This is a genomic window from Mycobacterium sp. E735 (assembly GCF_001666955.1).
Classification (GTDB): Bacteria; Actinomycetota; Actinomycetes; order Mycobacteriales; family Mycobacteriaceae; genus Mycobacterium.
The window spans coordinates 1-25,331 of the sequence record NZ_LZIX01000226.1; the positions used below are offsets into that span (position 1 = coordinate 1).

Genomic DNA, 25,331 nt, shown 5'->3' on the forward strand with positions numbered 1-25,331 from the left:
TAGGCCATCTTGAAGAAGCGGCCGTAGCGCTGGCGGCCGAAGTGCTCGAAGGCGCCGATCGAAACGATGCGGTCGACGGGTTCGTGAAACTTCTCCCAGCCCTCCAGCAGCACCCGCCGGGTGCGGGGGGTGTCCATCTCGTCGAACGTTCTCTGGACGTGCTCGGCCTGGTTCTCCGACAACGTCAGGCCCACGACGTTGACGTCGTACTTCTCGATGGCCCGGCGCATGGTCGCGCCCCAGCCGCAGCCGATGTCCAGCAGCGTCATCCCCGGCTCGAGATTCAATTTGCCCAGCGCCAGATCGAACTTCGCATTCTGCGCCTCTTCGAGCGTCATGCCCTCGCGTTCGAAATAAGCGCACGTATAGCCCATTGTCGGATCTAGGAACAGGGCAAAAAACTCGTCCGAAACGTCGTAGATGGATTGCGATTCTTCATAGAACGGAGTCAATGTGGTCATGGGGTTCCCGATTACCCTTTCGCGTATTTAACGCGAGCATAATAACCGGAAAAACCAACATTGTCTTGACTTCGCGCGCTGGAATATCGGCGCCACGACGCCGGGCAGCTGCGCCGTCAGTAGGTGTAGAAGCCCTGGCCGGTTTTCTTGCCCAGCCGGCCCGCCTCGACCATGCGCAGCAACAGCGGCGGCGGACCGTAATGCGGTTCCTTGAACTCCTCGAACATCTTGTCCGCGATCAGCTTCAGGGTGTCCAGGCCCACCAGATCGGACAGCCGCAGCGGGCCCATCGGGTGTGACAGCCCGGCGACAACCGCCTTGTCGACGTCTTCGACGGTGGCAAAACCCGCCTCCACCATGCGAATTGCGGACAAGAGGTAGGGCACCAGCAGGGCGTTGACGACGAAGCCCGACCGGTCCGAGCAGCGCACCACCTGCTTGCCCAGGACGGCGCTCGCGAATTCCTCGGTTCGCGTGGCGGCGGCTTCGTCGGTGACCAGGGTGCTGACCAACTCGACCAGCGGGAGCACCGGGACCGGGTTGAAGAAGTGCAGACCCAGCACCCGCTGCGGATTCTTGGTGGCCGCTGCGATCTTCATGATCGGAATGCTGGACGTGTTGGACGCCAGCACCGCATCGGGATCGGTGACGACGGCGTCGAGTTCGGCGAACACCTTGGCCTTGATGGCATCGTCCTCGATGATCGCCTCGATGACGAGCTGGCGGTCGGCGAGGTCCTTCAGATCGGTGGTGAAGGTGAGCTGGCTCAGCGCCCGGTCGCGTTCCCGCTCGGTCACCTTGCCCGCGCTGACGCCGCGCTCCAGGGACTTCACGATGCGGTTGCGCCCAGCCGTGATCAGCGCCTCGGTGGTCTCGAACACCGTCACGTCGACGCCGGCTCTGACCGCGACTTCGGCGATGCCGGATCCCATCTGGCCGGCCCCGACCACCCCTACCCGCTGAATCGCTGCGTCGCTCACTGTGTTCTCTTTCGGTGTCGTATCGTCTTGCACCGCAATAGGCCCCGCCCAGGTTCGCTGGGCGGGGCCAATGCTACTTCACGGTGAGCAGCCGCAAACTCGCACGATCTGGATCGCAGCGGTGCGAGTTCGCGCCTGCTCGGCTCCGGAAGGAATCAGGGACTCAGTGACTCAAGCCATCCGTTTCACTTCGTCCTCGCGGGCCTAAGCCCGCTCGTCCTCAGTGAAACTGACCCTCTTCGGTGGAGCCGGTCAGCGCGGTGGTCGACGAAGTGGGGTCGACCGTGGTGGCGATGCGGTCGAAGTAACCCGCACCGACCTCGCGCTGGTGCTTGGTCGCGGTGTAACCGCGCTCCTCGGCGTCGAACTCGCGCTCCTGCAGCTCGACGTAAGCCGTCATCTGGTTGCGGGCGTAGCCGTAGGCCAGATCGAACATCGAGTAGTTCAGCGCGTGGAAGCCGGCCAGCGTGATGAACTGGAACTTGAATCCCATTGCGCCCAGCTCCTTTTGGAACTTGGCGATAGTCGCGTCGTCGAGGTGCTTCTTCCAGTTGAACGACGGCGAGCAGTTGTAGGCCAGCAACTGGTCGGGGAACTCGGCCTTGACGCCCTCGGCGAACTTGGCGGCCAGCTCGAGGTCCGGGGTGCCGGTCTCCATCCAGATCAGGTCGGAGTACGGCGCGTAGGCCTTGGCCCGGGCGATGCAGGGCTCGAGGCCGTTGCGCACCCGGTAGAAGCCCTCCTTGGTCCGCTCGCCGGTGATGAACGGCTGGTCGCGCTCGTCGACGTCCGAGGTGATCAGGGTGGCCGCCTCGGCGTCGGTGCGGGCGATCACGACGGTCGGCACGTCGGCGACGTCGGCCGCCAGGCGGGCCGAGGTCAGCGTGCGGATGTGCTGCTGGGTCGGGATGAGCACCTTGCCGCCGAGGTGGCCGCACTTCTTCTCCGAGGCCAGCTGGTCCTCCCAGTGCGAGCCCGCGACGCCCGCGGCGATCATGGCCTTCTGCAGCTCGTAGACGTTGAGCGCGCCACCGAAGCCCGCCTCGCCGTCGGCGACGATCGGCGCCAGCCAGTTCTCCACCGAGGTGTCGCCCTCGACCTTGGCGATCTGGTCCGCGCGCAGCAGCGCGTTGTTGATCCGGCGCACGACCTGCGGCACCGAGTTGGCCGGGTACAGGCTCTGGTCCGGGTAGGTGTGGCCGGAGAGGTTGGCGTCACCGGCGACCTGCCAACCCGACAGGTAAATGGCCTTGAGGCCGGCGCGGACCTGCTGGACGGCCATGTTGCCGGTCAGCGCGCCGAGCGCGTTGACGAACTCGAGGTCGTGCAGCTGGCTCCACAGCACCTCGGCGCCGCGGCGGGCCAGGGTGTTCTCCTCGACCACGGTGCCCTGCAGGGCGACGACGTCCTCGGCGCTGTAGGTGCGGGTGACACCCTTCCAACGGGGGTTGGTGTCCCAGTCCTTCTTGATCTGTTCGGCGCTCTTGGGGGTGCCAACGGCAGACATTGGGCATGCTCCTTAACGAATCTTCACTACTGAGTTGGTGAACGCTGCACCGGCGGTAGCTAGAGGCTCAACTTCGCTGGTGTGCTAATTCGAAGATGACACAGCCTGACCACGCATTTCCACCCATTTCATTTGCCAATTTCGGCAACGACTCGGGGGGATTTAGCGAATGTTGCGAAGATGAACGGAAACTGAACCGTTTCAGAAGCTACCCGCTGGTAACCGGAATCCCCAGGTCAGCCGGGAAATTAACGGGACACTTGTCCGGTTAGCGGGAGAAGATCGCGGCGACCGCTTTCGTCTCGTCGCCGACCGCATATGTGAGCGTTGTAACAGTGCGATCGGTGAGGTTGGGGCCGAACTGATCGGTCGAACCGGGCGGATGGACGTGCGAGATGATCTCCAGCTTGTCGCCCAGCGCCACCGGCGCCTCGTGCTCGATCGTGATGCGCAGCGGGAGTCGCATCAGCTCCAGGTGTGAAGCCAGGTAGTCCTCGATCACGCTCCAATAGACCGAGTTGTTCATGTGGTCGAACAAGTCGATGTCGGTGACCCGGACGGGGAACTCGTGGATCTCCGCGGCGTCGTCGCGACCGCCCGGCTTCAGATAGCCCTTCCAGCGCAGCCGGTCGATCGAGGTCGTCTTGTGCAGGCCGGCCAGGAAGTCGTCGGAGATGCGCGACGGCATCTGGGTCTCCCGGTTGATGTTGATCCAGAAGGCCTCGGATTCGATCAGCCCGCCCTTGCGTCCGTCGACGCGAACCCGCATCTCACACCACCGGTTCGACGTGCCCGAACACCACCGGCGGCACCGCAGCATGTCCTGAAACTCGATCGGCCGGATCAGGTCCAGCATCGTGCGGCGCACGATCCACAGCGGATGGGTTTCCTCGAAGCCCATCTCGCGCAGCTGATCCTGTCCGATGTCCTGGATGTGCCGGCACGCGGCGTCCAGCCGCAACCGGCCGGTGCGGTCGATGTCGGCCACCCGCAGCGGCCACTCGCGGTCGAAGACATCGGGGTGTCCGTCGGGAACCGGCATCAGTTCTTTGTCCAGGCTCACGGCTTAACTCCCCGTTTCCTCCTCGTGGGCGCCTCAGGCTAGCCCTGCGGTCTCGTTGCGAATCATGCCAACGACCTGTGCCAAAAACCAATCGCGACGCGTCCGCGGCCCCGTGCGAACCCTGCCAACATCCGCTTAGCAACCCGCTATCCTGGGCAAAGTGTCCAAGACGTTCGTCGGCTCCCGCGTCCGCCAGCTCCGCAACGAGCGCGGGTTCTCCCAGGCCGCTCTGGCCCAGATGCTGGAAATCTCGCCGAGCTACCTCAACCAGATCGAGCACGACGTCCGGCCCCTGACCGTGGCCGTGCTGCTGCGGATCACCGAGGTGTTCGGCGTGGACGCGACGTTCTTCGCCTCCCAGGACGACACCCGGCTGGTCGCCGAGCTGCGCGAGGTCACCATGGACCGCGACCTGGACATCGACGTCGACCCGGCCGAGGTGGCCGAGATGGTCGGCTCACATCCCGCGCTGGCCCGCGCGGTCGTCAACCTGCACCGGCGCTACCGGATCACCACGGCGCAGCTGGCCGCGGCCACCGAGGAGCGGTACTCCGATGGCAGCGGCACCGGATCGATCACCATGCCGCACGAGGAGGTGCGCGACTACTTCTACCAGCGGCAGAACTACCTGCACGAGCTGGACACCGCCGCCGAGGACTTGACGATCCAGATGCGACTGCACCACGGTGATCTGGCCCGCGAACTGAATCGCCGGCTGACCGAGGTGCACGGCGTGCACATCAACAGGCGGATCGATCTCGGCGACACCGTGCTGCACCGGTATGACCCCGGCACCAAGACGCTGGAGATCAGCAACCACCTCTCGCTCGGCCAACAGGTGTTCAAGATGGCGGCCGAACTGGCCTACCTCGAGTACGGCGATCTGATCGACACCCTGGTGGAGGAGGGCAAGTTCACCAGCGACGAGTCGCACACGCTCGCCCGGCTGGGGCTGGCCAATTACTTCGCCGCGGCGGCGGTGCTGCCCTATCGCCAATTCCACGACGTCGCAGAGAATTTCCGCTACGACGTCGAACGGTTGTCGTCCTTCTACTCGGTGAGCTACGAGACCATCGCGCACCGCCTCTCGACCCTGCAGCGACCGTCGATGCGGGGCGTGCCGTTCTCCTTCGTCCGGGTGGACCGGGCCGGCAACATGTCAAAACGGCAGTCCGCCACCGGCTTTCACTTCTCCTCCAGCGGCGGCACCTGCCCGCTGTGGAACGTCTACGAAACGTTCGCCAACCCGGGCAAGATCCTGGTGCAGATCGCCCAGATGCCCGACGGACGCAACTACATGTGGGTGGCCCGCACCGTGGAGCGCCGCGCCGCCCGGTATGGTCAGCCGGGTAAAACCTTCGCGATCGGCCTGGGTTGCGAGTTGCGCCACGCGCACCGGCTCGTCTACTCGGAAGGACTCGACGTCTCGGGAGGACCAGGAACAGTGGCCACACCGATCGGTGCGGGTTGCCGTGTCTGCGAACGCGACAACTGCCCGCAGCGGGCGTTCCCGGCCCTGGGCCGCGCCCTGGATCTGGACGAGCACCGCAGCACGGTCTCCCCGTATCTGGTGAAGCAACCGTGACCGCGCCTCAAGGCGGCCGCATCCCCTCGGGGCGGTTCCGCGAACTCGGGCTGATCAACTGGATTCTCGCGAAATCGGCCGCCCGCAAGGTCCGCGCGCCCGAGATGCACCTGTTCACCACGCTGGGCCAGAACAAATTCCTGTTCCTGGTGTGGAGCATCTACAGCGGCCGCGTGCTGCGCGGCCGCCTGCCGGCGATCGACACCGAGCTCGTGATCCTGCGCGTCGCGCATCTGCGCGCCTGCGAGTACGAGCTGCAGCACCATCGCCGGATGGCCGCCAATCAGGGCCTCGACGCGGACCTGCAGGACGCCATCTTCGCGTGGCCCGAGCGCCTGGACCGCGTGGAGGCGCGCCTGACCGTGCGCCAGCAGGCGCTGCTGAACGCCACCGACGAGTTCGTCAAGGACCGCACCATCACCGACGCCACCTGGCAGCAGCTCGCCCAGCACCTGGACCGGCGTCAGCTCATCGAATTCTGCTTGCTGGCAAGCCAATACGACGGCCTGGCCGCGACCATGTCGGCCCTGGCCATCCCGCTGGACAACCCGCGCCAGACCGGCCCCGCTCAGAGGTAGACGTTGGCCAGGACGGCCAGCGTCAGCAGCAGCGGCGGCACGGGCAACCCGAACCCGAATCCCGACCACGCGTATTTACGCCGCCGCCGCAAGAACGACGCCCACATCGTGGCGCAGACCGCCAGCGCGAGCGACAGCAGCAACACCGTCGGGGCCCACTGGCCCACCGCCGCGTTGTCGTCGGCGATCGAAAATGCCACCAACCACAGGACATAACCTGCGGCGAGGCCGCCGATGGCCCCCAGAACGATGTCGCTGCGCATGGGCCCTAGAAGTTGATCATGTGGCCGGTCAGGCCGTGGAAACACTCCTGCAGCGCCTCGGACAAGGTCGGATGGGTGTGGACGTTGCGGGCCAGCTCGGTGGCGGTCAGGTCCCACTTCTGCGCCAGGGTCAGCTCGGGCAGCAGCTCGGACACGTCGTGGCCGATCAGGTGCCCGCCCAGCAGCTCAAGGTGTTTCGCGTCGGCGATCAGCTTGGCGAAGCCGGTGGGGTCGCCCAGGCCGTGCGCCTTGCCGTTGGCGGTGAACGGGAATTTGGCCACCACCACGTCGTAGCCCTCGTCGCGGGCCTGCTGCTCGGTCAGCCCGAAGCTGGCCACCTGGGGCTGGCAGAACGTCGCCCGCGGCAGCATCCGGTAATCGCCAAGCGTCAAGGTCTCTGCGCCGGCGATTGTTTCGGCCGCCACCACGCCCATGGCCTCGGCGACGTGAGCGAGCATCAGCTTGCCGGTCACGTCCCCGATCGCGTAGATGTGCGGCACGCTCGTGACCATGTAGTCGTTGATCCCGATCGCCTTGCGGTCGGTCAGCGCGACGCCGGTGTTCTCCAAGCCAAAGCCCTCGACGTTGGGGGCAAACCCGATGGCCTGCAACACTTTCGCGGCCTTGAGTTCCTGCGTGTTGCCGTCCTTGCTGACGGCGACGGTGACCTCGGAGCCGTTGTCGGAGATCGACTCGACCTTGGTGCCGGTGAGGATCTTGACGCCCAGCTTCTTGAACTGCTTCTCCAGCTCCTTGGACACGTCGGCGTCCTCGTTGGGCAGCGCGCGCGGCAGGAACTCCACGATGGTCACGTCGACGCCGTAGTTCTTCATCACGTAGCCGAACTCCATGCCGATCGCACCGCAACCGGCGATGATGATCGACTCCGGCAGGTCCCGGGACAGAATCAGTTCCTCGTAGGTCACCACGTTCTCCGACAGCGACGTCCCGGGCACCAGCCGGGTGCTGCTGCCGGTGGCGATGATCGCGTTGTCGAACGTCACGGTGTCGGTGCCGCCGTCGTTGAGCTCAACGGACAACGTGTTGGCGTCGGTGAACCGGCCGTACCCGTGGATCTCGGTGATCTTGTTCTTCTTCATCAGGAAGTGCACGCCCGCGACCCGGCCCTCGGCCACCTTGCGGCTGCGGTCGAAGGCGACGCCGTAGTCGAAGGTCGCGTCGCCGTTCATCCCGAACGTCGCGGCCTCCTTGGTGAAGATGTGCACCAGCTCGGCGTTGCGCAGCAACGCCTTGGACGGGATGCAGCCGACGTTGAGGCAGACTCCGCCCCAGTACTTCGGCTCGACGACTGCGGTGTTGAGGCCAAGCTGCGCGGCGCGGATGGCTGCGACATATCCGCCGGGACCGGCCCCGAGGACGACGACGTCAAAATGGGTCACGGCCCCTACCCTAATGGCCGCCCGGCCGGGGCGTTAATACGGAATGAGGCCGACGAGGCAGTGGCCCACCCGCGCGCAGTGGTAATAGCCGAGCAGGGGCGCCGCGGCGGCCAGGGAGGCGAAGGGTCCGGACATCACCGCCAGCGCGAGCGCCGAGACCAGCGGCCTGCCCTCGACCATCGCGAGCAGCACGCCGGCGACGGCGCACGCCACCACATAGACCAGCACCACGAACAGCGCCGGGGTCGCGTCCGCCGAGTGGTACCACCAATAGAACAGGCCGAGGCCGAGGACCGCGGCCAAGCACCACACGCCGAGCGCGACCAGCAGCAGCTTCCACCACTTCAGGTAGAGGTAGCGGCCGGGGACGGTGACCGGTTGCACCGGCGTGGCGGCGGATTCGGTGGCCGCATCGGCATCGTCGGCGGGGGGCTCGGACGTCGGGGGCTCGTCCGGCGCCGCCGCCGGGCGCTCGCCGGTGTCCTCGTCGGAATCCGAGAAATCCGGCTGCCACGACTGAGTGCCAGGGCCTTCGTCGTCGTCGTCGGAGAAGTCGGGCTTCCACGACTGGGTGCCCGGGCTCGACGGGGTGTCGTCGTCAGCCACGTGATGTCACCTGGAGGGCGACCAGGACGCCGAACCAGCCCGGGGCCACCGCCAAGGCGAACGCGCCGAGCATCGTCACCCACCGGCGTCCGGAGAAAAGGATCGTCACCAGCCCGGCGACGCTCGGAATCCCGACGACCAGCGCGAGGGCGAAGGCCGGGCGGATGCTCCCGTGGACCGTCCCGGCGAATCCCACCCCCGCCAACAGCCCGACCGCGGCGCCGACCAGCATGGCGCCGGCCAACAACCGCGGGCGCGGGAGGGGGATCACGCCTTCGAGGTTACTGCCGTCACCGACCCGGAGGGAACGTTCGCGCCGCCGTGTCAGTCACCACCTGACCGCGCGCCGAAGGGCGCTCGCCGCGTTCGTAATCGGCGCCGGTGATGACCGGCGTGGCCCGCAGCTCGCCCTGTTCGTCCTCGGTGAAGACGCGGCCGCGGGACAAGAAACGCAGCCCTTCGGGGGCTTCCACGCTGAACCCGCCGCCACGGCCGGGAACCACGTCGATGACCAGCTGGGTGTGCTTCCATGCCTCGTACTGCGGGCCCGAGATCCACACCGGCACCCCGTCCCCGACGTCGAGCACGCCGAGCAACACGTCGCGGTCGCCGACCAGGAAGTCATCCCGCGGGTAGCACATCGGCGACGACCCGTCGCAGCACCCGCCGGACTGGTGAAACATCAGCGGGCCGTGTTTCTCCTGCAGACGCGCCAGCAGTTCGGCGGCGCCGGCGGTGACCACGACGCCGGGGACCATCAGAAGAATCCCTGCGCCTTGTCCGAGTAGGACACCATCAGGTTCTTGGTCTGCTGGTAATGGTCGAGCATCATCTTGTGGTTCTCCCGGCCGATGCCGGACTGCTTGTAGCCGCCGAACGCGGCGTGCGCGGGATAGGCGTGGTAGCAGTTGACCCACACCCGGCCGGCCTGGATGTCGCGTCCGGCCCGATAGGCGGTGTTGCCGTCGCGGCTCCACACCCCGGCGCCCAGGCCGTAGAGGGTGTCGTTGGCGATCGAGATCGCGTCGTCGTAGTCGGAGAACGACGTCACCGTGACGACGGGACCGAAGATCTCCTCCTGGAAGATCCGCATCTTATTGTTGCCGGCGAAGATGGTGGGCTGCATGTAGTAGCCGCCCGACAGGTCGCCGCCCAGCTCGGCCCGCTCGCCCCCGGTGATGATCTTGGCGCCCTCGTCCTTGCCAATCTCGATGTAGGACAACACCTTTTCCAGCTGATCGTTGGAGGCCTGCGAGCCCAACATGGTCTCGGAGTCCAGCGGGTCGCCCTGCCGCACCGCCTTGGTCCGGATGGCCGCCAACTCGAGGAACTCGTCGTAGATGTCGGACTGGATCAGGCTGCGCGACGGGCAGGTGCACACCTCGCCCTGGTTCAGGGCGAACATGGTGAAGCCCTCGAGGGCCTTGTCCTGGAAGTCGTCGCCCTTGGCCATCACGTCGGAGAAGAAGATGTTCGGGCTCTTGCCGCCGAGTTCCAGCGTGACCGGGATCAGGTTCTGCGAGGCGTACTGCATGATCAGCCGGCCGGTGGTGGTTTCACCGGTGAACGCCACCTTGGCGATGCGGTTGCTCGACGCCAGCGGCTTGCCGGCCTCGGCGCCGAATCCGTTGACGACGTTGACCACGCCGGCCGGCAACAGGTCGCCGATGAGCGACATCAGGTAGAGCACCGAGACCGGCGTCTGTTCGGCGGGTTTGAGCACGACGGCGTTGCCGGCCGCCAGCGCAGGCGCCAGCTTCCAGGTGGCCATCAGGATCGGGAAGTTCCACGGGATGATCTGCCCGACCACCCCGAGCGGCTCGTGGAAGTGGTACGCGACGGTGTTCTCGTCGATCTGCGACAGCGAACCCTCCTGCGCCCGGATCGCCCCGGCGAAGTATCGGAAATGGTCGACCGCCAGGGTGATGTCGGCGCCGAGCGCCTCGCGGATCGGTTTGCCGTTGTCCCAGACTTCGGCGACCGCCAGCGCGGCCTTGTTCTCCTCGATGCGGTCGGCGATCTTGTTCAGGATCAGCGCCCGTTCCGCGGGGGCGGTCTTGCCCCATGCCTTCGCCGCCCCGTGCGCGGCGTCGAGCGCCTTTTCGATGTCGGCCTCGTCGGACCGGGCCACCTCGCAGAACGGCTCGCCGGTCACCGGTGTCGGGTTCTCGAAGTAGCGGCCCTGCGCCGGCGGCACCCACTGCCCCCCGATGAAGTTGTCGTAGCGGGATTCGTACGACATCAAGGCCCCAGCGGAACCTGGACGTGCGAAAACAGTCATCTGCTCGGCCCTTCGCTCGTCGGTGTAATACACCTCACACTACCGCCGGAGGCCACAATGGCGTCCATGACCTCACACGCCGCCGCCGACCGCGAAGATGCCCAAGACCCCTACCTGTGGCTCGAGGATGTCACCGGCGACGAGGCGCTGGATTGGGTGCGGGCGCGCAACGAACCGACGCTGGCGGCGTTCCGCGACGCGGAATTCGAGCGGATGCGCGTCGAGGCGCTCGAGGTGCTCGACACCGATGCCCGCATCCCGTACGTGGTCCGCCGCGGCGAGTACCTGTACAACTTCTGGCGCGACGCCGCCAACCCGCGCGGGCTGTGGCGGCGCACCACATTGGACAGCTATCGCACCGACGCCCCCGAGTGGGACGTGCTGATCGACGTAGACGAACTGGGGCGAGCTGACAACGAGAAGTGGGTGTGGGCAGGCGCCCGTGTCATCGAACCGGAGTACACGCGCGCGCTGGTCTCGCTGTCCAGGGGCGGCTCGGACGCCTCCATCGTCCGCGAATTCGACATGGCGACACGCCAATTCGTCGCCGATGGTTTCGCGCTGCCGGAGGCCAAGTCCCACGTCGCCTGGGTGGACCCCGACACCGTGCTGGTCGGCACGGATTTCGGCGACGGCTCGCTCACCGATTCGGGCTACCCCCGCGTGATCAAGCGGTGGCGCCGCGGCACCGCGCTGACCGATGCGGAAACCGTGTTCGAGGGCGCCCCCACCGACGTCAGCGTGTCCGCGACGGTGGACCGAACCGAAGGCTTCGAGCGCACGGTGTTGGGGCGGGCCCTGGACTTCTGGAACGAAGAGGTCTATGAACTGCGGGGCCCGGAGCTGATCCGGATCGACGCGCCCACCGACGCGAGCTTGTCGATACACCGCGAATGGCTGTTGATCGAGCTGCGCACCGACTGGTTCTACGGCGCCCAGAGCTACCCCGCCGGTTCTCTGCTGGCGGCCCGTTGCGACGAATTCCTCGCGGGCACGGCCGAATTGAGTGTGGTGTTCTCGCCCGACGAGCACACCGCCCTGAATCACTACGCATGGACGCGGGACCGGTTGTTGATGGTCAGCCTCGCCGACGTGGCAAGCCGCGTGGAAATCGTCACGCCGCCCTCATCACGCGGCGACTGGCGCCGTGAGCCGGTCGCCGGCATTCCGGAGGCGACCAACACCGTCGTCGTCGCCGCCGACGACAAAGGCGACGAGTTCTTCCTCGACTCGAGCGGATTCGTCACACCCTCCCGGCTCATGCGCGGCACCGGCGCCGGCCCACTCGAGCAGGTCAAGTCGGCGCCCGCCTTCTTCGACGCCGAAAACCTCTCCGTGGCACAGCATTTCGTGGAATCGGACGACGGCACCTCGATCCCGTACTTCGTGGTGCGGCCGGCCGACGCGGCGGGCCCGGGCCCGACCATGCTGTACGGCTACGGCGGCTTCGAATCCGCGAACACCCCCGCCTACAGCGGCGTGCTCGGCCGGCTCTGGCTGGCCCGTGGCGGCACCTACGTGCTCGCCAACATCCGTGGCGGCGGCGAGTACGGCCCCCGCTGGCACACCCAGGCCATGCGCGAGAACCGGCACAAGGTGGCCGAGGACTTCGCCGCGGTGGCAACGGATTTGGTGAACCGCGGCATCACGACCGTGGATCAGCTCGGCGCGCAGGGCGGCAGCAACGGCGGCCTGCTCATGGGCATCATGCTGACCCGGTACCCCGACAGATTCGGTGCGCTGGTGTGCAGCGTCCCGCTGCTGGACATGAAGCGCTACCACCTGCTGCTGGCCGGCGCGTCGTGGATGGCCGAATACGGCGACCCCGACGACCCGGGTGACTGGGCGTTCATCTCCGAATATTCGCCCTATCAGAACATTTCGGCGACGCGCCACTACCCGCCGGTGCTGATGACCACCTCGACCCGCGACGATCGCGTGCATCCGGGCCATGCGCGCAAGATGACGGCCGCCCTAGAGGCGGCCGGGCACCCCGTCTTCTACTACGAGAACATCGAGGGCGGGCACGCCGGCGCGGCCGACAACCAGCAGGTGGCGTTCAAGTCGGCGCTCACCTATTCGTTCCTGTGGCGGATGCTGGCCGGCCCATTGACCGGGTCATAAGATCGTCGACGTGTCCGCGACCCAACGCATCGAACTCACCCTGCTGGCGACCGGATTGATCTTCGTGCTGGTTTCGGCGGCGCAGGCGCGCTACCGGTTCATCGGTGACCGCCGGGCCGGCCGGCGGTTCTACTGGGCGACCGCGGCGATCGGCACCGTGTGTTTCGCGATCGGCACGGGCAAGCTCTGGCCCAACGCCGTCTGCGTGGCGGTGATCTTCACCGGCCTGGTCGTCATGTCGGCCTACCTGACGACGCCCTATCTCAAGATCGGTGACCGCATCTACGCGTCGTCGCCGGAAAACCGACAGCCCGACCCCTAAGGAAGCCATGCCAGGGAGCGACTTCCAGACGCTGCTGTACACCACGGCCGGCCCGGTGGCCACCATCACGCTGAACCGTCCGGAGCAGCTCAACACCATCGTGCCGCCCATGCCCGACGAGATCGAGGCGGCCGTCGGGCTGGCGGAGCGCGACCCGCAGATCAAGGTCATCGTGCTGCGCGGCGCCGGCCGCGCCTTCTCGGGTGGCTTCGACTTCGGCGGCGGCTTTCAGCAGTGGGGCGAGGCCATGATGACCGACGGCCGCTGGGACCCCGGCAAGGACTTCGCGATGGTCACCGCCCGTGAGACGGCGCCGACGCAGAAGTTCATGGCGATCTGGCGGGCGTCCAAGCCGGTGATCGCCCAGGTGCATGGCTGGTGCGTCGGCGGGGCCAGCGACTACGCGTTGTGCGCGGACCTGGTCATCGCCAGCGAGGACGCGGTGATCGGCACACCGTACAGCCGGATGTGGGGCGCATACCTGAGCGGGATGTGGCTCTACCGGCTCAGTTTCGCCAAGGTCAAGTGGCATTCGCTGACGGGCCGGCCGCTGACCGGCGTCCAGGCGGCCGAGATCGAGCTGATCAACGAGGCGGTGCCGTTCGAACGCCTGGAGGCCCGGGTCGCCGAGATCGCCGCCGAGCTCGCGCGCATCCCGCTGTCGCAGCTGCGGGCGCAGAAGCTGATCGTCAACCAGGCCTACGAGAACATGGGGTTGGCGTCCACCCAGACGCTGGGCGGCATCCTCGACGGCCTGATGCGCAACACTCCCGACGCGCTCGATTTCATCAACACGGCCGAAACCCAGGGCGTGCGGGCGGCCGTCGAGCGCCGCGACGGCCCGTTCGGCGACTACAGCCAGGCCCCGCCGGAGCTGCGGCCCGACCCCTCACACGTCATCGTGCCTGATCGGGACCAATGCTGAGACAAACTAGGAACCTGGCGGCCGCCGGTCAAAAAGTGTTACCGTTACAGCTATGTCTCGGCTGAACACCGGCTTGCGCGCAGGCGCCGCCTTCCTCGCCCTCGGCATCGCCGCGGCGGTCTTCCCGAAGACCGCCGTCGCCGATTCGACGGAGGACTTCCCGATTCCGCGCAGGATGATCAACACCACGTGCGACGCCGAGCAGATCATGGCGGCAACCCGCGATACCAGCCCGGTGTACTACCAGCGCTACATGATCGACTTCAACAACCACCCGAACGTCCAGCAGGCGACGATCGACAAGGTGCACTGGTTCTACTCACTGTCGCCGGAGGACCGCCGCACCTACTCCGAGAACTTCTACAACAACGACCCGCTGTGGTACGCGTGGCCCAACCACATGAAGCTCTTCTTCAACAACAAGGGCGTCGTCGCGAAGGCCACCGACGTGTGCGCCCAATACCCGCCCGGCGACATGTCGGTGTGGAACTGGGCCTAACGCCTCAAGAATCCGCGCGTCCCTGAGAGGAAGGGGACGCGCGGATTTTTTTGTCCCGCAGGGTCAGCGCGGCTGTACCACTCCGCCCGCCGGACGCTCCTCGACGTTCTTGAGAAGGAATTCGCGCACGGCGGGACGCGGTCCGTACGGTCGCAGCATGGTGCTGGCCGGGCGTGGCCGCACGTGCTGCGGCCACCAGAACCAGCGCCCGAGCAAGGTGGCCAGCGACGGCGTCATGAACGACCGCACGATCAAGGTGTCGAATAGCAGACCCAGCGCGATCGTCGTGCCCACCTGGGCCATCACCAGCAACGGGCTGAACATGAACGTGGCCATGGTGGCGGCGAAGACCAGACCGGCGGAGGTCACCACCGAGCCCGAACCGGCCATCGCGCGGATCGTCCCCGTTCTGAGCCCGGCGTGGATTTCCTCCTTGAACCGAGATATCAGCAACAGGTTGTAGTCCGAACCGACCGCCAGCAGCAGGATGATCGCCATCGCCAGCACCATCCAGTGCAACTTCATGCCCAGGATGTACTGCCAGAGCAGCACGGAGAGTCCGAATGAGGCGCCCAGTGACAGCAACACCGTGCCGACGATCACGAAGGCCGCCACGACGCTTCGGGTGATCACCAGCATGATGATGAAAATCAGTGTGGCTGCGGCAATTCCGGCGATCAGCAGGTCGATGTCGGAGCCGTCGTGCATGTCCTTGTACGTCGCGGCGGTACCGCCGAGGTAGACCTTGGAGCCCTCCCAGGGCGTGCCCTTGATGGCCTCGTGCACGGCCTGTTTGATCGGCTCGATGTGGCTGATACCTTCTGGACTCGCCGGGTCGCCTTCATGGGAGATGATCAACCGGACCGCGTGCCCGTCCGGTGAAATGAAGTTCTTCAAACCCCGCGCGAAATCCGGGCTCTTGAACGCTTCCGGCGGGAGGTAGAACGTGTCGTCATTCTTCGCTTTGTCGAAGGCGTCACCTTGCGCGGTGGCGTTGTCCGCCTGCGCTTTCGCCTGTTCGTTGAGCCCCATCGTGGTCGCGTAGTTCGACATGATGGTGTCGAGGTTGCGCTGCTGACTCTCGATCTGCGGCGGGATGAGCGCCACCAACTCCGGCTGAATCCGGTCCAGCTTGTCCAGATTCGCGCTGAGCTCCACGATGTTCTGGGCCACCTGGTCGATGCCGTCGAGCGCGTTGAAGACCGACCGTAGCGCCCAGCAGACCGGGATGTCGTAGCAGTGCCGCTCCCAGTAGAAAAAGCTGCGGATCGGCCGCAAGAAGTCGTCGAAGTTGGCGATGTCGTCGCGCAACGCCTCGGTGATCTTCACGGTTTCTTTGGTGAGCCTGGTGGTTTCGTGGGTCGTGTTGCTGAGGTCTTGGGTCACCCGCATCTGTTCATGCAGGGTGGCCATGGTCTTCTTCAGCTCGTCGGCCTGCTTGAGCAGGTTCGCCGCCTGCTCGTCCTGATAGTGCTGGGTCTGGATCCGCCCCGCGGCTTGTGCGCTCATCTGAAAACCGAGGGTGCTGTGGTCGAGTGGCGTGCCCAACGGCCGGGTGATGGTCTGCACCCGGCCGATGCCGGGGATGTGGAAGACCGCCTTGGCAACCTTGTCCAGGACTAGGAAGTCGGCCGGGTTGCGCAAGTCGTGATCGGTTTCGATCATCAACAACTCGGGATTGAGCCGAGCCTGGTCGAAGTGCCGGTCCGCGGCGGCATAGCCGACATTGGCCGGGGTGTCCGCCGGCAGGAAGTGGCGGTTGTCGTAGTCCGTCTTGTAGCCGGGCAGGGCGAGCAGGCCAACCAATGCGATCCCGATGGTCACCGCGAGAACCGGGGCGGGCCAGCGGACGACCGCGGTGCCGATGCGACGCCAGCCCTGAGTCGCCAGCTTGCGCTTCGGATCCATGAGCTTGAAGAACGACGCGACGGTCAGCACTGCGGGGCCCAGGGTCAACGCCGCGAGCACCGCTACCAACATGCCGATGGCGCACGGTGCGCCCAATGACTGGAAATACGGCAATCGGCAGAAGCTCAAGCAGTACATCGCGCCGGCGATGGTCAGGCCCGACCCGAGCACGACATGCGCGGTGCTATGGAACATGGTGTAGAAGGCTTGTTCGCGGGTCTCGCCCAGACCGCGGGCCTCGTGGTAGCGGCCGACCACGAAAATCGCGTAGTCCGTTCCGGCGGCGATCGCCATCAACACCAACAAGTTGTTGGCGAACGTGGAGAGTCCGATGATTTCGTAGTTGGCCAGCAAGGCAACGACGCCGCGAGCCGCGGCCAACTCGATGAACACCATCGCCAGCATGATCAGCATGGTGGCCACCGAGCGGTAGACGAACAGCAGCATCACCACGATCACCAAAAAAGTGACAAGGGTGACGAGCGCGACGCCCTTCTCGCCCGCGTGAGACTGGTCGGCGAACAGCGGACCCGCGCCGGTGACGTATGCCTTGATTCCCGGCGGCGCGGGCACCGAGTCCACGATCTTGCGCAGGGCCAGGGCAGACTCGCTGGCCTGCCCGCTGCCCATGTTGCCGGAGAGGTAAACCTGGACGTACGCGGCCTTCTGGTCGTGGCTCTGGGAACCCGCCGCCGTCAGCGGATCACTCCAGAAATCCTGCACGTGCTGAACGTGCTTCTTGTCTTGCTCGACGCGCCTGACGATCTCGTCGTAATAGCGGTGCGCTTCTGCCCCGAGGGGCTTGTCGCCCTCCAGCAAGATCATGGCCGAGTTGTCGGAGTTGAATTCTTTGAACGTCGATCCGACCTTCATCATCGACTGAAAGGAAGCCGCGTCAGTCGGACTCATCGACACCGAGTGGTTTTTGGCGACCGCCTCCAGCTGCGGGGCCGCGGTGTTCGTGACGAACACGATGGCCAACCAGATCAGGACGATCGGCAGGGCGAGCCGGTGGATCATCCGCGGCAGGAACGGCGGGATCAGCGGCTGCGAGATTGGCGGCGCGGCAGATTCAGCCTCACTTGGCTCGCTCATGCGGACTTGTCCAGGCAGTAGACGAAGGGGTTCACGTTTTCGTTGGAATCTGAGCGATTCGGGGCCTTGATGACGTCACCGTGCCCGTCGTGGTTGTTCACGACGAATTGGCAGGCGATCCAGCTGCCGTCTCCCTGCGCGATCAGGTTTGCCGGGATGCCGGGCTTCGTGGAACTCAGCACGATGCTCCACGGCAGGGGCACGTTGAGGGCCTGTTGCGGATGGGAGTTCTCGTCGAGGTAGTTGATGGTTGCGGTGCTGCCCGGTGAGCCCCAGACCTGGAGCGTGATCGTCTTGGCGTTGAACTCATCGAGCACCTCGCCCGACGTGCCGCCACCGAACGAACCCTTGTGAACACCGAAGACGCCGTGCAATCGGTAGACGACGAATCCGGACAGCGCGACGACAGCCGCGATCGTGAGCACCAACCAGGACCGCCCCAACAGCCCCCTCTTCCCGGCGCGCCGCGGAGCGGCATCGTTTCCCTTCCCGCCGGCAGAGCCTTGTCTCTCGAGCGGCTCGGTTCTTGGCTCAGTCGTCGTCATGGGCACCCCAAGTCCTTCCCCCTGATCATGGCTTCTCCGCGATGAGGCCGACGCACGTCGCCGTCAGCAAGCGGGTGAGGGCCGAGGCGAAGTCCAGATTCCATTCGGGCGGAATCACTTCCGGCTCCTCGGCATAGGCATCGTTGAGGCGCTCCGGCGGGTTGGCGACCTGCCACAGCGTGGCCGCCAGCGAGTACGCGGCGAGCAGAATGTCGAGCGACCCCGAGCGGCCGAGTTCGGGCAGCGCGCTCTCGATGGAATCGGCGAGCGAGAGCGTGGCGGCGGTGCTGATGCGCTTGACCTCCACGACCCGCTCGACGTCCACCTCGTGCTCGAGGTGGAGGTGCAGGTTGGCCAGCAGGTCGCAGAACAGCGGGTCCTGGGCGAGGGCGTCGGCCAGTGTCTCGGCGATTTGCGGCGGCGACTTGCGGCCGGGTGCGGCGAGCTTCTCGGACACCGTGTTCGACCAGCGCACCCACCCTTCGGCGGACAGGTGCAGCAGCACTTCCTTGTGCGAGGTGAAGTAACGACGGACGGCGGAGTAGTGAATGCCGGCCCGATTGGCGACGGCGGTCAACGTGACCGACGCGACGCCGGTCTCGAGCGCCAGTGAACGCGCGGCTTCCACGAGTGCCTCCGCACGTTGGCGCTTCTTCTCCTCGGTGCGGGCGCGCTGGAAGGTTAACTGCGCCACCGGCCGAGCGTAACGCACATTGTGTGATTTGCATAACGCACGGGACGTGACTTGTTCCGGGCCACGTGAACCATTTCTCGCAGGTAAAGGTGTAACTAGCTATGCACACCATCGCGCTCATCGGATTCCTCGGCGGACTCATCACCGCGATCTCGCCGTGCATCCTGCCCGTGCTCCCGGTGATCCTGTTGTCCGGCGCGAGCGGTTCACGCGGCATCAGTTCGGCCGCCCGGCCCTACCTGCTGATCGCGGGCCTGGTGTGCAGCTTCTCGCTGGCCACGCTGATCGGCTCGGCGCTGCTGACCGCGCTGCACCTGCCGCAGGACGCCATCAGGTGGGCAGCCCTCGTGGTGCTGGTGCTGATCGGGCTGGGGCTGATCTTCCCGCCGCTACAGCACCTGATCGAGCGGCCGTTCGCGTACCTGCCGCAGCGTCAAATCGGGCCCAACACCGATGGTTTCGGGCTAGGGCTGACGCTGGGCGCGCTGTATGTGCCCTGCGCCGGTCCGGTGCTCGCCGCGATCGTGGTCGCCGGCGGCACGCAGTCCATCGGGGCCGGCGTCTTGCTGTTGACCGGCACCTTCGCCCTGGGCAACGCGGTGCCGCTGCTGGCGTTCGCGCTGGCCGGGCGACGCGTCGCCGAACGGGTCGCCGCGTTCCGTCGCCACCAGCGCGTGATCCAAGTCGCCGGCGGCATCACGATGGTCGTGCTGGCCGTCGCGCTGGTCTTCAACCTGCCGGCGATGCTGCAGCGCGCCATCCCCGACTACACGACGGCGATGCAGAACAAGATCGGCGCCGACGACATCCAGCGCACGCTCAACGCAGGCCCGGCGACACCCCCGCCCGGGACGAGCGGCCTGCAACTCAGCCCGGGCGGGGTCAGCATCAACGGCGCGCTGACCGACTGCATGGAGGGCGCCACGCAGTTGCAGCAGTGCGGCCCGGCACCCGCCATCGCCGGCATCGCCGGGTGGCTCAACACCCCGGACGGCGAGCCGCTGGACCCGGCGGCGGTGCGCGGCAAGGTGGTGCTGATCGACTTCTGGGCGTACTCGTGCATCAACTGCCAGCGCGCCATCCCGCACGTAATCGATTGGTACAACCGGTATCACGACGCCGGGTTCGTCGCCATCGGGGTGCACACCCCCGAGTACGCCTTCGAACGGGTGCCCGCCAACGTGGCCAGCGGCGCCGCCGCGCTGCACATCCCCTACCCCGTCGCGCTGGACAACGGCTACACCACCTGGAACAACTACCAGAACCTCTACTGGCCGGCGGAATACCTGATCGACGCGACCGGCCAGGTGCGACACACGAAGTTCGGCGAGGGCGACTACGACGGCACCGAGAAGCTGATCCGCGAGCTGCTCGTCGGCGCGCATCCCGGCACCCGGCTGCCCGGGCCGACACATTCGCCGGACACCACGCCGCAGACCCGGCTCACGCCCGAGACGTATCTGGGGGTCGACCGAGCCCGAAGCTACGGCGGCACAGGCGAATACAAGGCGGGCACCGCGACGTTCGACTACCCGGCGTCACTGCCGGCCGACAAGTTCGCGCTGCGCGGCCGGTGGAAGCTGGACGACCAGGGCGCCACCGCCGACAGCGATGACACCGGCATCCGGCTGAGCTACACCGCCAAGGACGTCTACGTCGTCGTCGGCGGCACGGGCACCCTGACCGTGTCCCGGGACGGCAAGACGACGACGACGGCGATCGGCGGCCCACCCACGCTGCACCCGATCGTGGCCGACGAGGCCGCGCGCAGCGACCAGCTCGACATGCGGGTCAGCCCTGGGCTGCAAGTGTTTTCGTTCACCTTCGGCTAGCCGGCCGGCTTCTTGGCCAGGCTGCCCAGCATCGCGACGACCACACCGCCGATCACCAGCGCGACGCCCACGAGCAGCGTGAGGTTGAGCCATTGGTGCAGGCCCGCCTCGGCGTGGGAGACCATCACCTCGGCGATGCGCCGGATGTCGTCGGTGGTGCGGTTGAGCGCGTCGCCGACGTGGCGGGCCGCGATCTCGATGCCCGCCCAGCCGGCGGCGCCGACCAGCAGCGCGGAGACCCCGAGGCTGGTGAGTGCCTTACCGCGGCGTCGCGCGGTGGCCAGCAGCAGCACGGCGCAGACGACGCTGAGGGCGGCCGCGCCGACGCTCACCCACGGACCCCACGTGCCGAGCGGGCTCAACCGCCCCGGCCGCAGCGACCCGTGGGCCGAGGGCGCCGATGCCGTCAACGGAACCGTCAGCGTCGCGGGCACTTTCACGTTGTGGCGGCTCAGTATCCGCTGCATCGCGGCGTCCTTGAGCATCGGCGCCACGTCGATCGACCACGACTCGCCTGCGCCGTCGGCGGTGAACAACCAGCGATGCGCCGCCCGGTTCGCCTGGGCGAACAACGCCGGGAAGGCGGGCCCGGCCGTGAACGCGACAGCGGCCAGGTGCACCTCCGCCCCCTCGACCGGCTGGCGTCCGCCGGTGTGCTCCGCGATGAGCGCCATCGCGCGGTTGGCCAGTTCGTCCGCGGCGGCGGACTGCAGCGCGGGGTCGCCGGCGGCCCGCTGGGCCAGCGCGACGTAGCCGCCCTCGCTGACCACGTTCAGCTGCAGCCACACCGCCGGAACGGCCACGGCCAGCGCGACCGTGGTCGCCAGCCACAGCACCGCCCTGAAGACGGCGGCCACGATGCCCACGCCGGGAGATCCTTAAGGCGCGATTCCGCGAACGTAGGCGGCCTGCCCGAGGTGTTGGGCGCAGTCGTCGATGATGCTCACCAACCGGGCGCTGGCCGTCACCGGCGGGTCCCAGTTGGTGTCGACCACCCGCTCCAGCTCGGCTGCGGTCACGCCGGCGACGTATTCGAGCGCGAGCTTGTGCACGGCGTGGTAGTAGCCGGACAGCAGATCCACGGGCGCCTTGACCTTGGCGACCTGCTCGGGGCCGTGCCCGTAGCCGGTGTCGTTGCGCGGCAGGTCAAGCCCGAACCGGTCCACCCACCCGTCGCGCAGCCACACCTGCTCGACCCCGGCCACGTCGGCCAGCTGGATGTCTTGCACCCTCGCGCTGTGCCAGAGCAGCCAGGCGATGCTGTTGGCGCCCGGGGACACCCGGTAGTCGGCGACCGCGTCGGTCAGGCCGTCGGCGACGTCGTCGACGTGTTCGATCAACCGGGTGAACGCGTCGCGGAGCAGTTCTTGGACGGCGGCATCGGGGCTGGAGGTGTTGGCCATACCAGCGACACTAGATCCTGGCACGACCGGCGGGCGCGGTCGTAGATTATTTGCATGACTTACGACCTGATCATCCGCAACGGCACCATCGTCGACGGGCTGGGTGGTGAGCCGTACGTCGGCGACGTCGCGGTTACCGACGGGGTGATCGCGGCCGTCGGTCGGGTCAACGGCGAGCGCGCCGAGCGGGAGATCGACGCCACCGGCCTGCTGGTCACCCCGGGCTTCGTCGACCTGCACACCCACTACGACGGCCAGTCCATCTGGTCGGAACGCCTGACGCCGTCGTCGGCGCACGGCGTGACCACGGTGGTCATGGGCAACTGTGGCGTCGGATTCGCGCCGTGCCGCCAGTCCGACCACGATGTCCTGGTCGACGTGATGGCCGGGGTCGAGGACATTCCCGGCGTCGTCATGACCGACGGCCTGCCCTGGACCTGGGAGACGTTCCCCGAATACCTGGACGCGCTGGACGCCGGCAAGCGGGACATCGACGTCGCCGCGTACCTGCCGCACTCGCCGCTGCGGGTCTACGTGATGGGCCAGCGCGGTGCCGACCGCGAGCCGGCCACCGCCGAGGACCTCGCCCAGATGCGGGCGCTGGCCAAGGAGGCGGTCGAGGTCGGGGCGCTCGGCTTCGCGTCGTCGCGGCTGACGATCCACAAAACCGAAAGCGGTTCGCCCATCCCGAGCTACGACGCCGCGCGGGAGGAGATCGAGGAAATCGCCCGCGGTGTCGTCGACGGCGGCGGCGGCCTTCTTCAGTTCGTGCCGGACATCCCGGCCGGCGGCTACGAGCCCGTACTGCAGACGGTGTTCGACGTGGCCGAGGACGTCGACCTGCCGCTGACCTTCACGCTGGTGGTGGCCAACTCCGGCGACCCGACGTGGGAGGACGCCATCACGATGATCGAGAAGGCGAATTCCCGGGCCGGCGACGGTGACCCCCGGATCACCGCACAGCTGCTGCCGCGCCCGATCGGGCTGATCATCGGGCTGCAGCTGTCCGCCAACCCGTTCGTGCTCTACCCGAGCTACCGCGAAATCGCGCACCTGCCCCTGGCCGAGCGGGTCGCCGAGATGCGCAAGCCGGAGGTGCGCGCGCGCATCCTCGCCGACAAGCCGGGCCAGGGCCACCCGATCCTATACGTGGCCCAGATGTGGGACTGGATCTACCCGCTGGGCGACACCCCCGACTACGAGCCGGACCCGTCGACCTCCATCGGGGCCCGGGCGCGGGCACGAGGCGTGAACCCGATGGAGGAGGCCTACGACCGGCTGCTCGACGACGAGGGCCGCGCCATGCTGCTGGTGGCGACCAGCAACCTGCAGGGCAATTCGCTGGACACCGTGGGCAAGCTGCTGCACCGCGACGACGTGGTGCTCGGGCTCGGCGACGGCGGCGCGCACTACGGGATGATCTGCGACGCCAGCTACTCGACGTACTTCCTGACGCATTGGGCGCGCGACCGCGAGTCGGGCCGGTTCACCGTGCCCCAGGCCGTCCGCGAGCTCACGTCGGTGCCGGCGCGCATCGCCGGGCTGGGCGACCGGGGGCGCATCGGCGTCGGCTACAAGGCCGACCTCAACGTCATCGATCACGCCGCGTTGCGCCTGCACAAGCCGGTCATCACCTACGATCTGCCGGCCGGGGGCCGGCGCCTCGACCAGACCGCCGACGGCTACGTCGCGACGATCGTGGCCGGCGAAGTGATCGCGGAGAACGGCGTGCCCACCGACGCTCGTCCAGGCAAGTTGGTCCGCGGTCGGCAACCGCGCCCGGTACCCGCGCAATAACGCCACCAAAACAGCCAGATCCCGGGTAAGTTGAGCCGGTGACGAGCCCGCATTTTGCGTGGTTGCCGCCAGAAGTCAACTCGGCACGAATCTTCTCGGGTCCCGGAGCCGGGCCGCTGCTTGCTGCCGCGGAAGCCTGGGACGGACTGGCCGAGGACTTGGCATCGTCAGCATCGTCGTTTTCTTCGGTTACGTCAAATCTCGCCAGCGGCTCCTGGCAGGGGCCGTCCTCGGCGGCGATGATGGCTCTCGCCACGCACTACGTCAGCTGGCTGAGCGCGGCGGCGGCCCAGGCCCAGGCGGTGTCCAGCCAGGCCTCGGCGGTGGCGGCGGCGTTCGAGGGCGCGTTGGCGGCCACGGTGCAGCCCGCGGTGGTCGCGGCCAATCGCGCGCTGGCGCAGGCGTTGTCGGCCACCAACTGGCTGGGCCAGAACACCCCCGCGATCGCCGACATCGAGGCCGCCTACGACCAGATGTGGGCGTCCGACGTCGAGGCGATGTACGGCTATCACGCCGACGCGTCGGCGGCCGTGGAGAAACTGGCGCCCTGGCAGCAGGTGTTGCAGAACCTCGGCTTCCACTTCAGCAGCAGCGGCCAGCTCACCTTCGGCCTGCCGGCGGCGCGGGTTCCGCGCACGCTGTAGCGGCCCGGCCCGCGCCTATCCTGAGGGTCATGCGCACCAAGAAGCAGGTGGACGTCGAGCGTCTGGCGGCCGCCCTTCCCGACTACCCGTTCGCCTACCTGGTCACCGTCGACGACGACTACCGCGTCCACACCGTGACGGTCGAGCCGCGGATGCGCGACGCGACGCTGGACGTCGGCCTCATCGGTGGCCGCACCCGCCAGAATTTGGCGCAGCGCCGCGACGTCACCCTGCTGTGGCCCCCGACCGAGCCCGGCGGCTATTCGCTGATCGTCGATGGCACGGCCGAGGTCAGCGACGCGGGCGACGCCGTTCGCCTGGAAGTCGTGCCCGGCCGCGCCCTTCTGCACCGCGAGGCCGACCCCGGCTCCCCGGGCGCGGCCAAGGGCTGCCTGCACGACTGCGTGGTGTTCTCCCGGTGAGCCGCGTCGCCCCGCTGGCCCCGCCGTGGAGCGAGGAGGACGCGGCGGGGATCAACAGCTGGGGTCACCCGGACCGCACCTATGAGCCGCTGCTGCTGGTGCGCTGCCTGCAACGCCACCCGGCGCTGGCCACCCGGCTGCGCAAGCTCGGCGAATCACTCTATGTCGCAGCGCTTTTGCCCGCCCGGACGCGGACGATCGCGATCCTGCGCAGCTGCGCGCTCCTCGGTTGCCGATACGAGTGGGGCGGGCAGGCGGCGTTCTGGGGTCCGATCGCGGGTGTCAGCGACGACGAGTGCGACGCGCTGGTGACCGCCGGCCCCGACGACCCGCGGTGGGCGCCCGACGAGCGGACCCTGATCGAGGCGGTCGACGAGCTGGAGCGCACCGGTTCCTG

General features: G+C 67.2%; 25 protein-coding genes and 1 pseudogene. 11 read left to right on the top strand and 15 right to left on the bottom strand.

Annotation, left to right across the window (positions count from 1 at the left end; genetic code table 11):
- The 4 genes from A5704_RS18050 to A5704_RS18065 all read right to left on the bottom strand — a co-directional run.
- Positions 1–461, bottom strand: a 461-nt coding sequence (locus tag A5704_RS18050) for a class I SAM-dependent methyltransferase (protein WP_156737698.1), incomplete at its 3' end; no start/stop codon positions are given.
- A gap of 116 nt (positions 462–577) precedes the next feature.
- Positions 578–1,441 carry a 3-hydroxybutyryl-CoA dehydrogenase gene (locus A5704_RS18055; protein ID WP_067890259.1) on the bottom strand — a complete coding sequence of 288 codons (864 nt, stop codon included), beginning with the start codon at positions 1,439–1,441 and terminating at the stop codon, positions 578–580.
- A gap of 220 nt (positions 1,442–1,661) precedes the next feature.
- The gene (gene aceA, locus A5704_RS18060; protein ID WP_067755546.1) at positions 1,662–2,948 is read right to left on the bottom strand and encodes an isocitrate lyase; all 1,287 of its coding nucleotides are present in this window, start codon (positions 2,946–2,948) and stop codon (positions 1,662–1,664) included.
- Between the two features lie 268 nt (positions 2,949–3,216).
- Positions 3,217–4,011: an acyl-[acyl-carrier-protein] thioesterase gene (locus A5704_RS18065; protein WP_067890266.1), complete on the bottom strand. Its 795-nt coding sequence runs from the start codon at positions 4,009–4,011 to the stop codon at positions 3,217–3,219.
- Positions 4,012–4,171: 160 nt separating this feature from the next.
- Here A5704_RS18065 and ramB point away from each other — a divergent pair, with 160 nt between their 5' ends.
- Entirely contained in the window at positions 4,172–5,596 is a 1,425-nt protein-coding gene (gene ramB / locus A5704_RS18070) for an acetate metabolism transcriptional regulator RamB (protein WP_067755553.1), read from the top strand.
- Positions 5,593–6,174 carry a carboxymuconolactone decarboxylase family protein gene (locus A5704_RS18075; RefSeq protein ID WP_067783246.1) on the top strand — a complete coding sequence of 194 codons (582 nt, stop codon included), beginning with the start codon at positions 5,593–5,595 and terminating at the stop codon, positions 6,172–6,174. The genes ramB and A5704_RS18075 overlap by 4 nt, the downstream gene beginning before the upstream one ends.
- Here the strand turns inward: A5704_RS18075 and A5704_RS18080 are convergent.
- The 6 genes from A5704_RS18080 to A5704_RS18105 are packed head-to-tail and all read right to left on the bottom strand — an operon-like array spanning position 6,165 to position 10,724.
- Complete coding sequence (locus tag A5704_RS18080; RefSeq protein WP_067755559.1) at positions 6,165–6,437, bottom strand: hypothetical protein; 273 nt, start codon at positions 6,435–6,437, stop codon at positions 6,165–6,167. The two genes, A5704_RS18075 and A5704_RS18080, sit on opposite strands and share 10 nt — an antisense overlap.
- A gap of 5 nt (positions 6,438–6,442) precedes the next feature.
- Positions 6,443–7,837 (bottom strand): dihydrolipoyl dehydrogenase, encoded by a 1,395-nt coding sequence (lpdA, locus tag A5704_RS18085; protein ID WP_067890268.1) that lies wholly within the window; start codon positions 7,835–7,837, stop codon positions 6,443–6,445.
- A gap of 33 nt (positions 7,838–7,870) precedes the next feature.
- A complete protein-coding gene (locus A5704_RS18090) occupies positions 7,871–8,443 on the bottom strand; it encodes a hypothetical protein (RefSeq protein WP_067890272.1) in 573 nt (190 codons plus the stop codon).
- Positions 8,436–8,714 (bottom strand): putative holin, encoded by a 279-nt coding sequence (locus tag A5704_RS18095; protein ID WP_067755570.1) that lies wholly within the window; start codon positions 8,712–8,714, stop codon positions 8,436–8,438. The genes A5704_RS18090 and A5704_RS18095 overlap by 8 nt, the downstream gene beginning before the upstream one ends.
- 19 nt (positions 8,715–8,733) lie before the next feature.
- The gene (locus A5704_RS18100) at positions 8,734–9,201 is read right to left on the bottom strand and encodes a DUF779 domain-containing protein (protein ID WP_067890275.1); all 468 of its coding nucleotides are present in this window, start codon (positions 9,199–9,201) and stop codon (positions 8,734–8,736) included.
- The gene (locus A5704_RS18105; protein ID WP_067890291.1) at positions 9,201–10,724 is read right to left on the bottom strand and encodes an aldehyde dehydrogenase family protein; all 1,524 of its coding nucleotides are present in this window, start codon (positions 10,722–10,724) and stop codon (positions 9,201–9,203) included. The genes A5704_RS18100 and A5704_RS18105 overlap by 1 nt, the downstream gene beginning before the upstream one ends.
- 66 nt (positions 10,725–10,790) lie before the next feature.
- On the opposite strand from A5704_RS18105, the gene A5704_RS18110 reads away from it, so the two are divergent.
- Genes A5704_RS18110 through A5704_RS18125 form a run of 4 tightly spaced genes read left to right on the top strand, consistent with a single transcriptional unit; the run spans position 10,791 to position 14,594 of the window.
- Positions 10,791–12,848: a prolyl oligopeptidase family protein gene (locus A5704_RS18110; RefSeq protein WP_067890295.1), complete on the top strand. Its 2,058-nt coding sequence runs from the start codon at positions 10,791–10,793 to the stop codon at positions 12,846–12,848.
- Positions 12,849–12,858: 10 nt separating this feature from the next.
- The gene (locus A5704_RS18115) at positions 12,859–13,170 is read left to right on the top strand and encodes a hypothetical protein (protein WP_067755577.1); all 312 of its coding nucleotides are present in this window, start codon (positions 12,859–12,861) and stop codon (positions 13,168–13,170) included.
- A gap of 7 nt (positions 13,171–13,177) precedes the next feature.
- Entirely contained in the window at positions 13,178–14,095 is a 918-nt protein-coding gene (locus A5704_RS18120) for a crotonase/enoyl-CoA hydratase family protein (protein ID WP_067890280.1), read from the top strand.
- Positions 14,096–14,147: 52 nt separating this feature from the next.
- The gene (locus A5704_RS18125) at positions 14,148–14,594 is read left to right on the top strand and encodes a DUF5078 domain-containing protein (protein WP_067311930.1); all 447 of its coding nucleotides are present in this window, start codon (positions 14,148–14,150) and stop codon (positions 14,592–14,594) included.
- Between the two features lie 63 nt (positions 14,595–14,657).
- On the opposite strand, the gene A5704_RS18130 is transcribed toward A5704_RS18125, so the two are convergent.
- The 3 genes from A5704_RS18130 to A5704_RS18140 are packed head-to-tail and all read right to left on the bottom strand — an operon-like array spanning position 14,658 to position 18,854.
- Positions 14,658–17,597: an RND family transporter gene (locus A5704_RS18130; protein WP_067890283.1), complete on the bottom strand. Its 2,940-nt coding sequence runs from the start codon at positions 17,595–17,597 to the stop codon at positions 14,658–14,660.
- Positions 17,594–18,142, bottom strand: a complete 549-nt coding sequence (locus A5704_RS18135) for an MmpS family transport accessory protein (RefSeq protein WP_067747993.1) — start codon at positions 18,140–18,142, stop codon at positions 17,594–17,596. Before A5704_RS18135 ends, A5704_RS18130 begins: the two co-directional genes overlap by 4 nt.
- A gap of 25 nt (positions 18,143–18,167) precedes the next feature.
- Positions 18,168–18,854, bottom strand: coding sequence for a TetR family transcriptional regulator (locus tag A5704_RS18140; protein ID WP_156669875.1), 687 nt, complete (start codon positions 18,852–18,854; stop codon positions 18,168–18,170).
- Positions 18,855–18,937: 83 nt separating this feature from the next.
- Here A5704_RS18140 and A5704_RS18145 point away from each other — a divergent pair, with 83 nt between their 5' ends.
- The gene (locus tag A5704_RS18145) at positions 18,938–20,668 is read left to right on the top strand and encodes a cytochrome c biogenesis protein CcdA (protein ID WP_067890286.1); all 1,731 of its coding nucleotides are present in this window, start codon (positions 18,938–18,940) and stop codon (positions 20,666–20,668) included.
- On the opposite strand, the gene A5704_RS18150 is transcribed toward A5704_RS18145, so the two are convergent.
- On the bottom strand, positions 20,665–21,525 hold the full coding sequence (locus A5704_RS18150; RefSeq protein ID WP_067785814.1) for a hypothetical protein: 861 nt from the start codon (positions 21,523–21,525) through the stop codon (positions 20,665–20,667). The genes A5704_RS18145 and A5704_RS18150 overlap by 4 nt on opposite strands.
- A 21-nt stretch (positions 21,526–21,546) precedes the next feature.
- Positions 21,547–22,071, bottom strand: a complete 525-nt coding sequence (locus A5704_RS18155) for a mycothiol transferase (protein ID WP_067747980.1) — start codon at positions 22,069–22,071, stop codon at positions 21,547–21,549.
- Between the two features lie 54 nt (positions 22,072–22,125).
- Here A5704_RS18155 and A5704_RS18160 point away from each other — a divergent pair, with 54 nt between their 5' ends.
- The 4 genes and pseudogenes from A5704_RS18160 to A5704_RS18175 form a co-directional block, all read left to right on the top strand.
- Positions 22,126–23,868 (top strand): amidohydrolase family protein, encoded by a 1,743-nt coding sequence (locus A5704_RS18160; protein ID WP_067747983.1) that lies wholly within the window; start codon positions 22,126–22,128, stop codon positions 23,866–23,868.
- 38 nt (positions 23,869–23,906) lie between these two features.
- A pseudogene (locus A5704_RS18165) lies at positions 23,907–24,479 on the top strand (PPE family protein); the annotation flags it as partial.
- A gap of 62 nt (positions 24,480–24,541) precedes the next feature.
- Positions 24,542–24,934 carry a hypothetical protein gene (locus A5704_RS18170; protein WP_067747987.1) on the top strand — a complete coding sequence of 131 codons (393 nt, stop codon included), beginning with the start codon at positions 24,542–24,544 and terminating at the stop codon, positions 24,932–24,934.
- The coding region (locus tag A5704_RS18175; RefSeq protein ID WP_067778728.1) for a carboxymuconolactone decarboxylase family protein at positions 24,931–25,331 on the top strand (401 nt) is incomplete at its 3' end. The genes A5704_RS18170 and A5704_RS18175, both read left to right, overlap by 4 nt.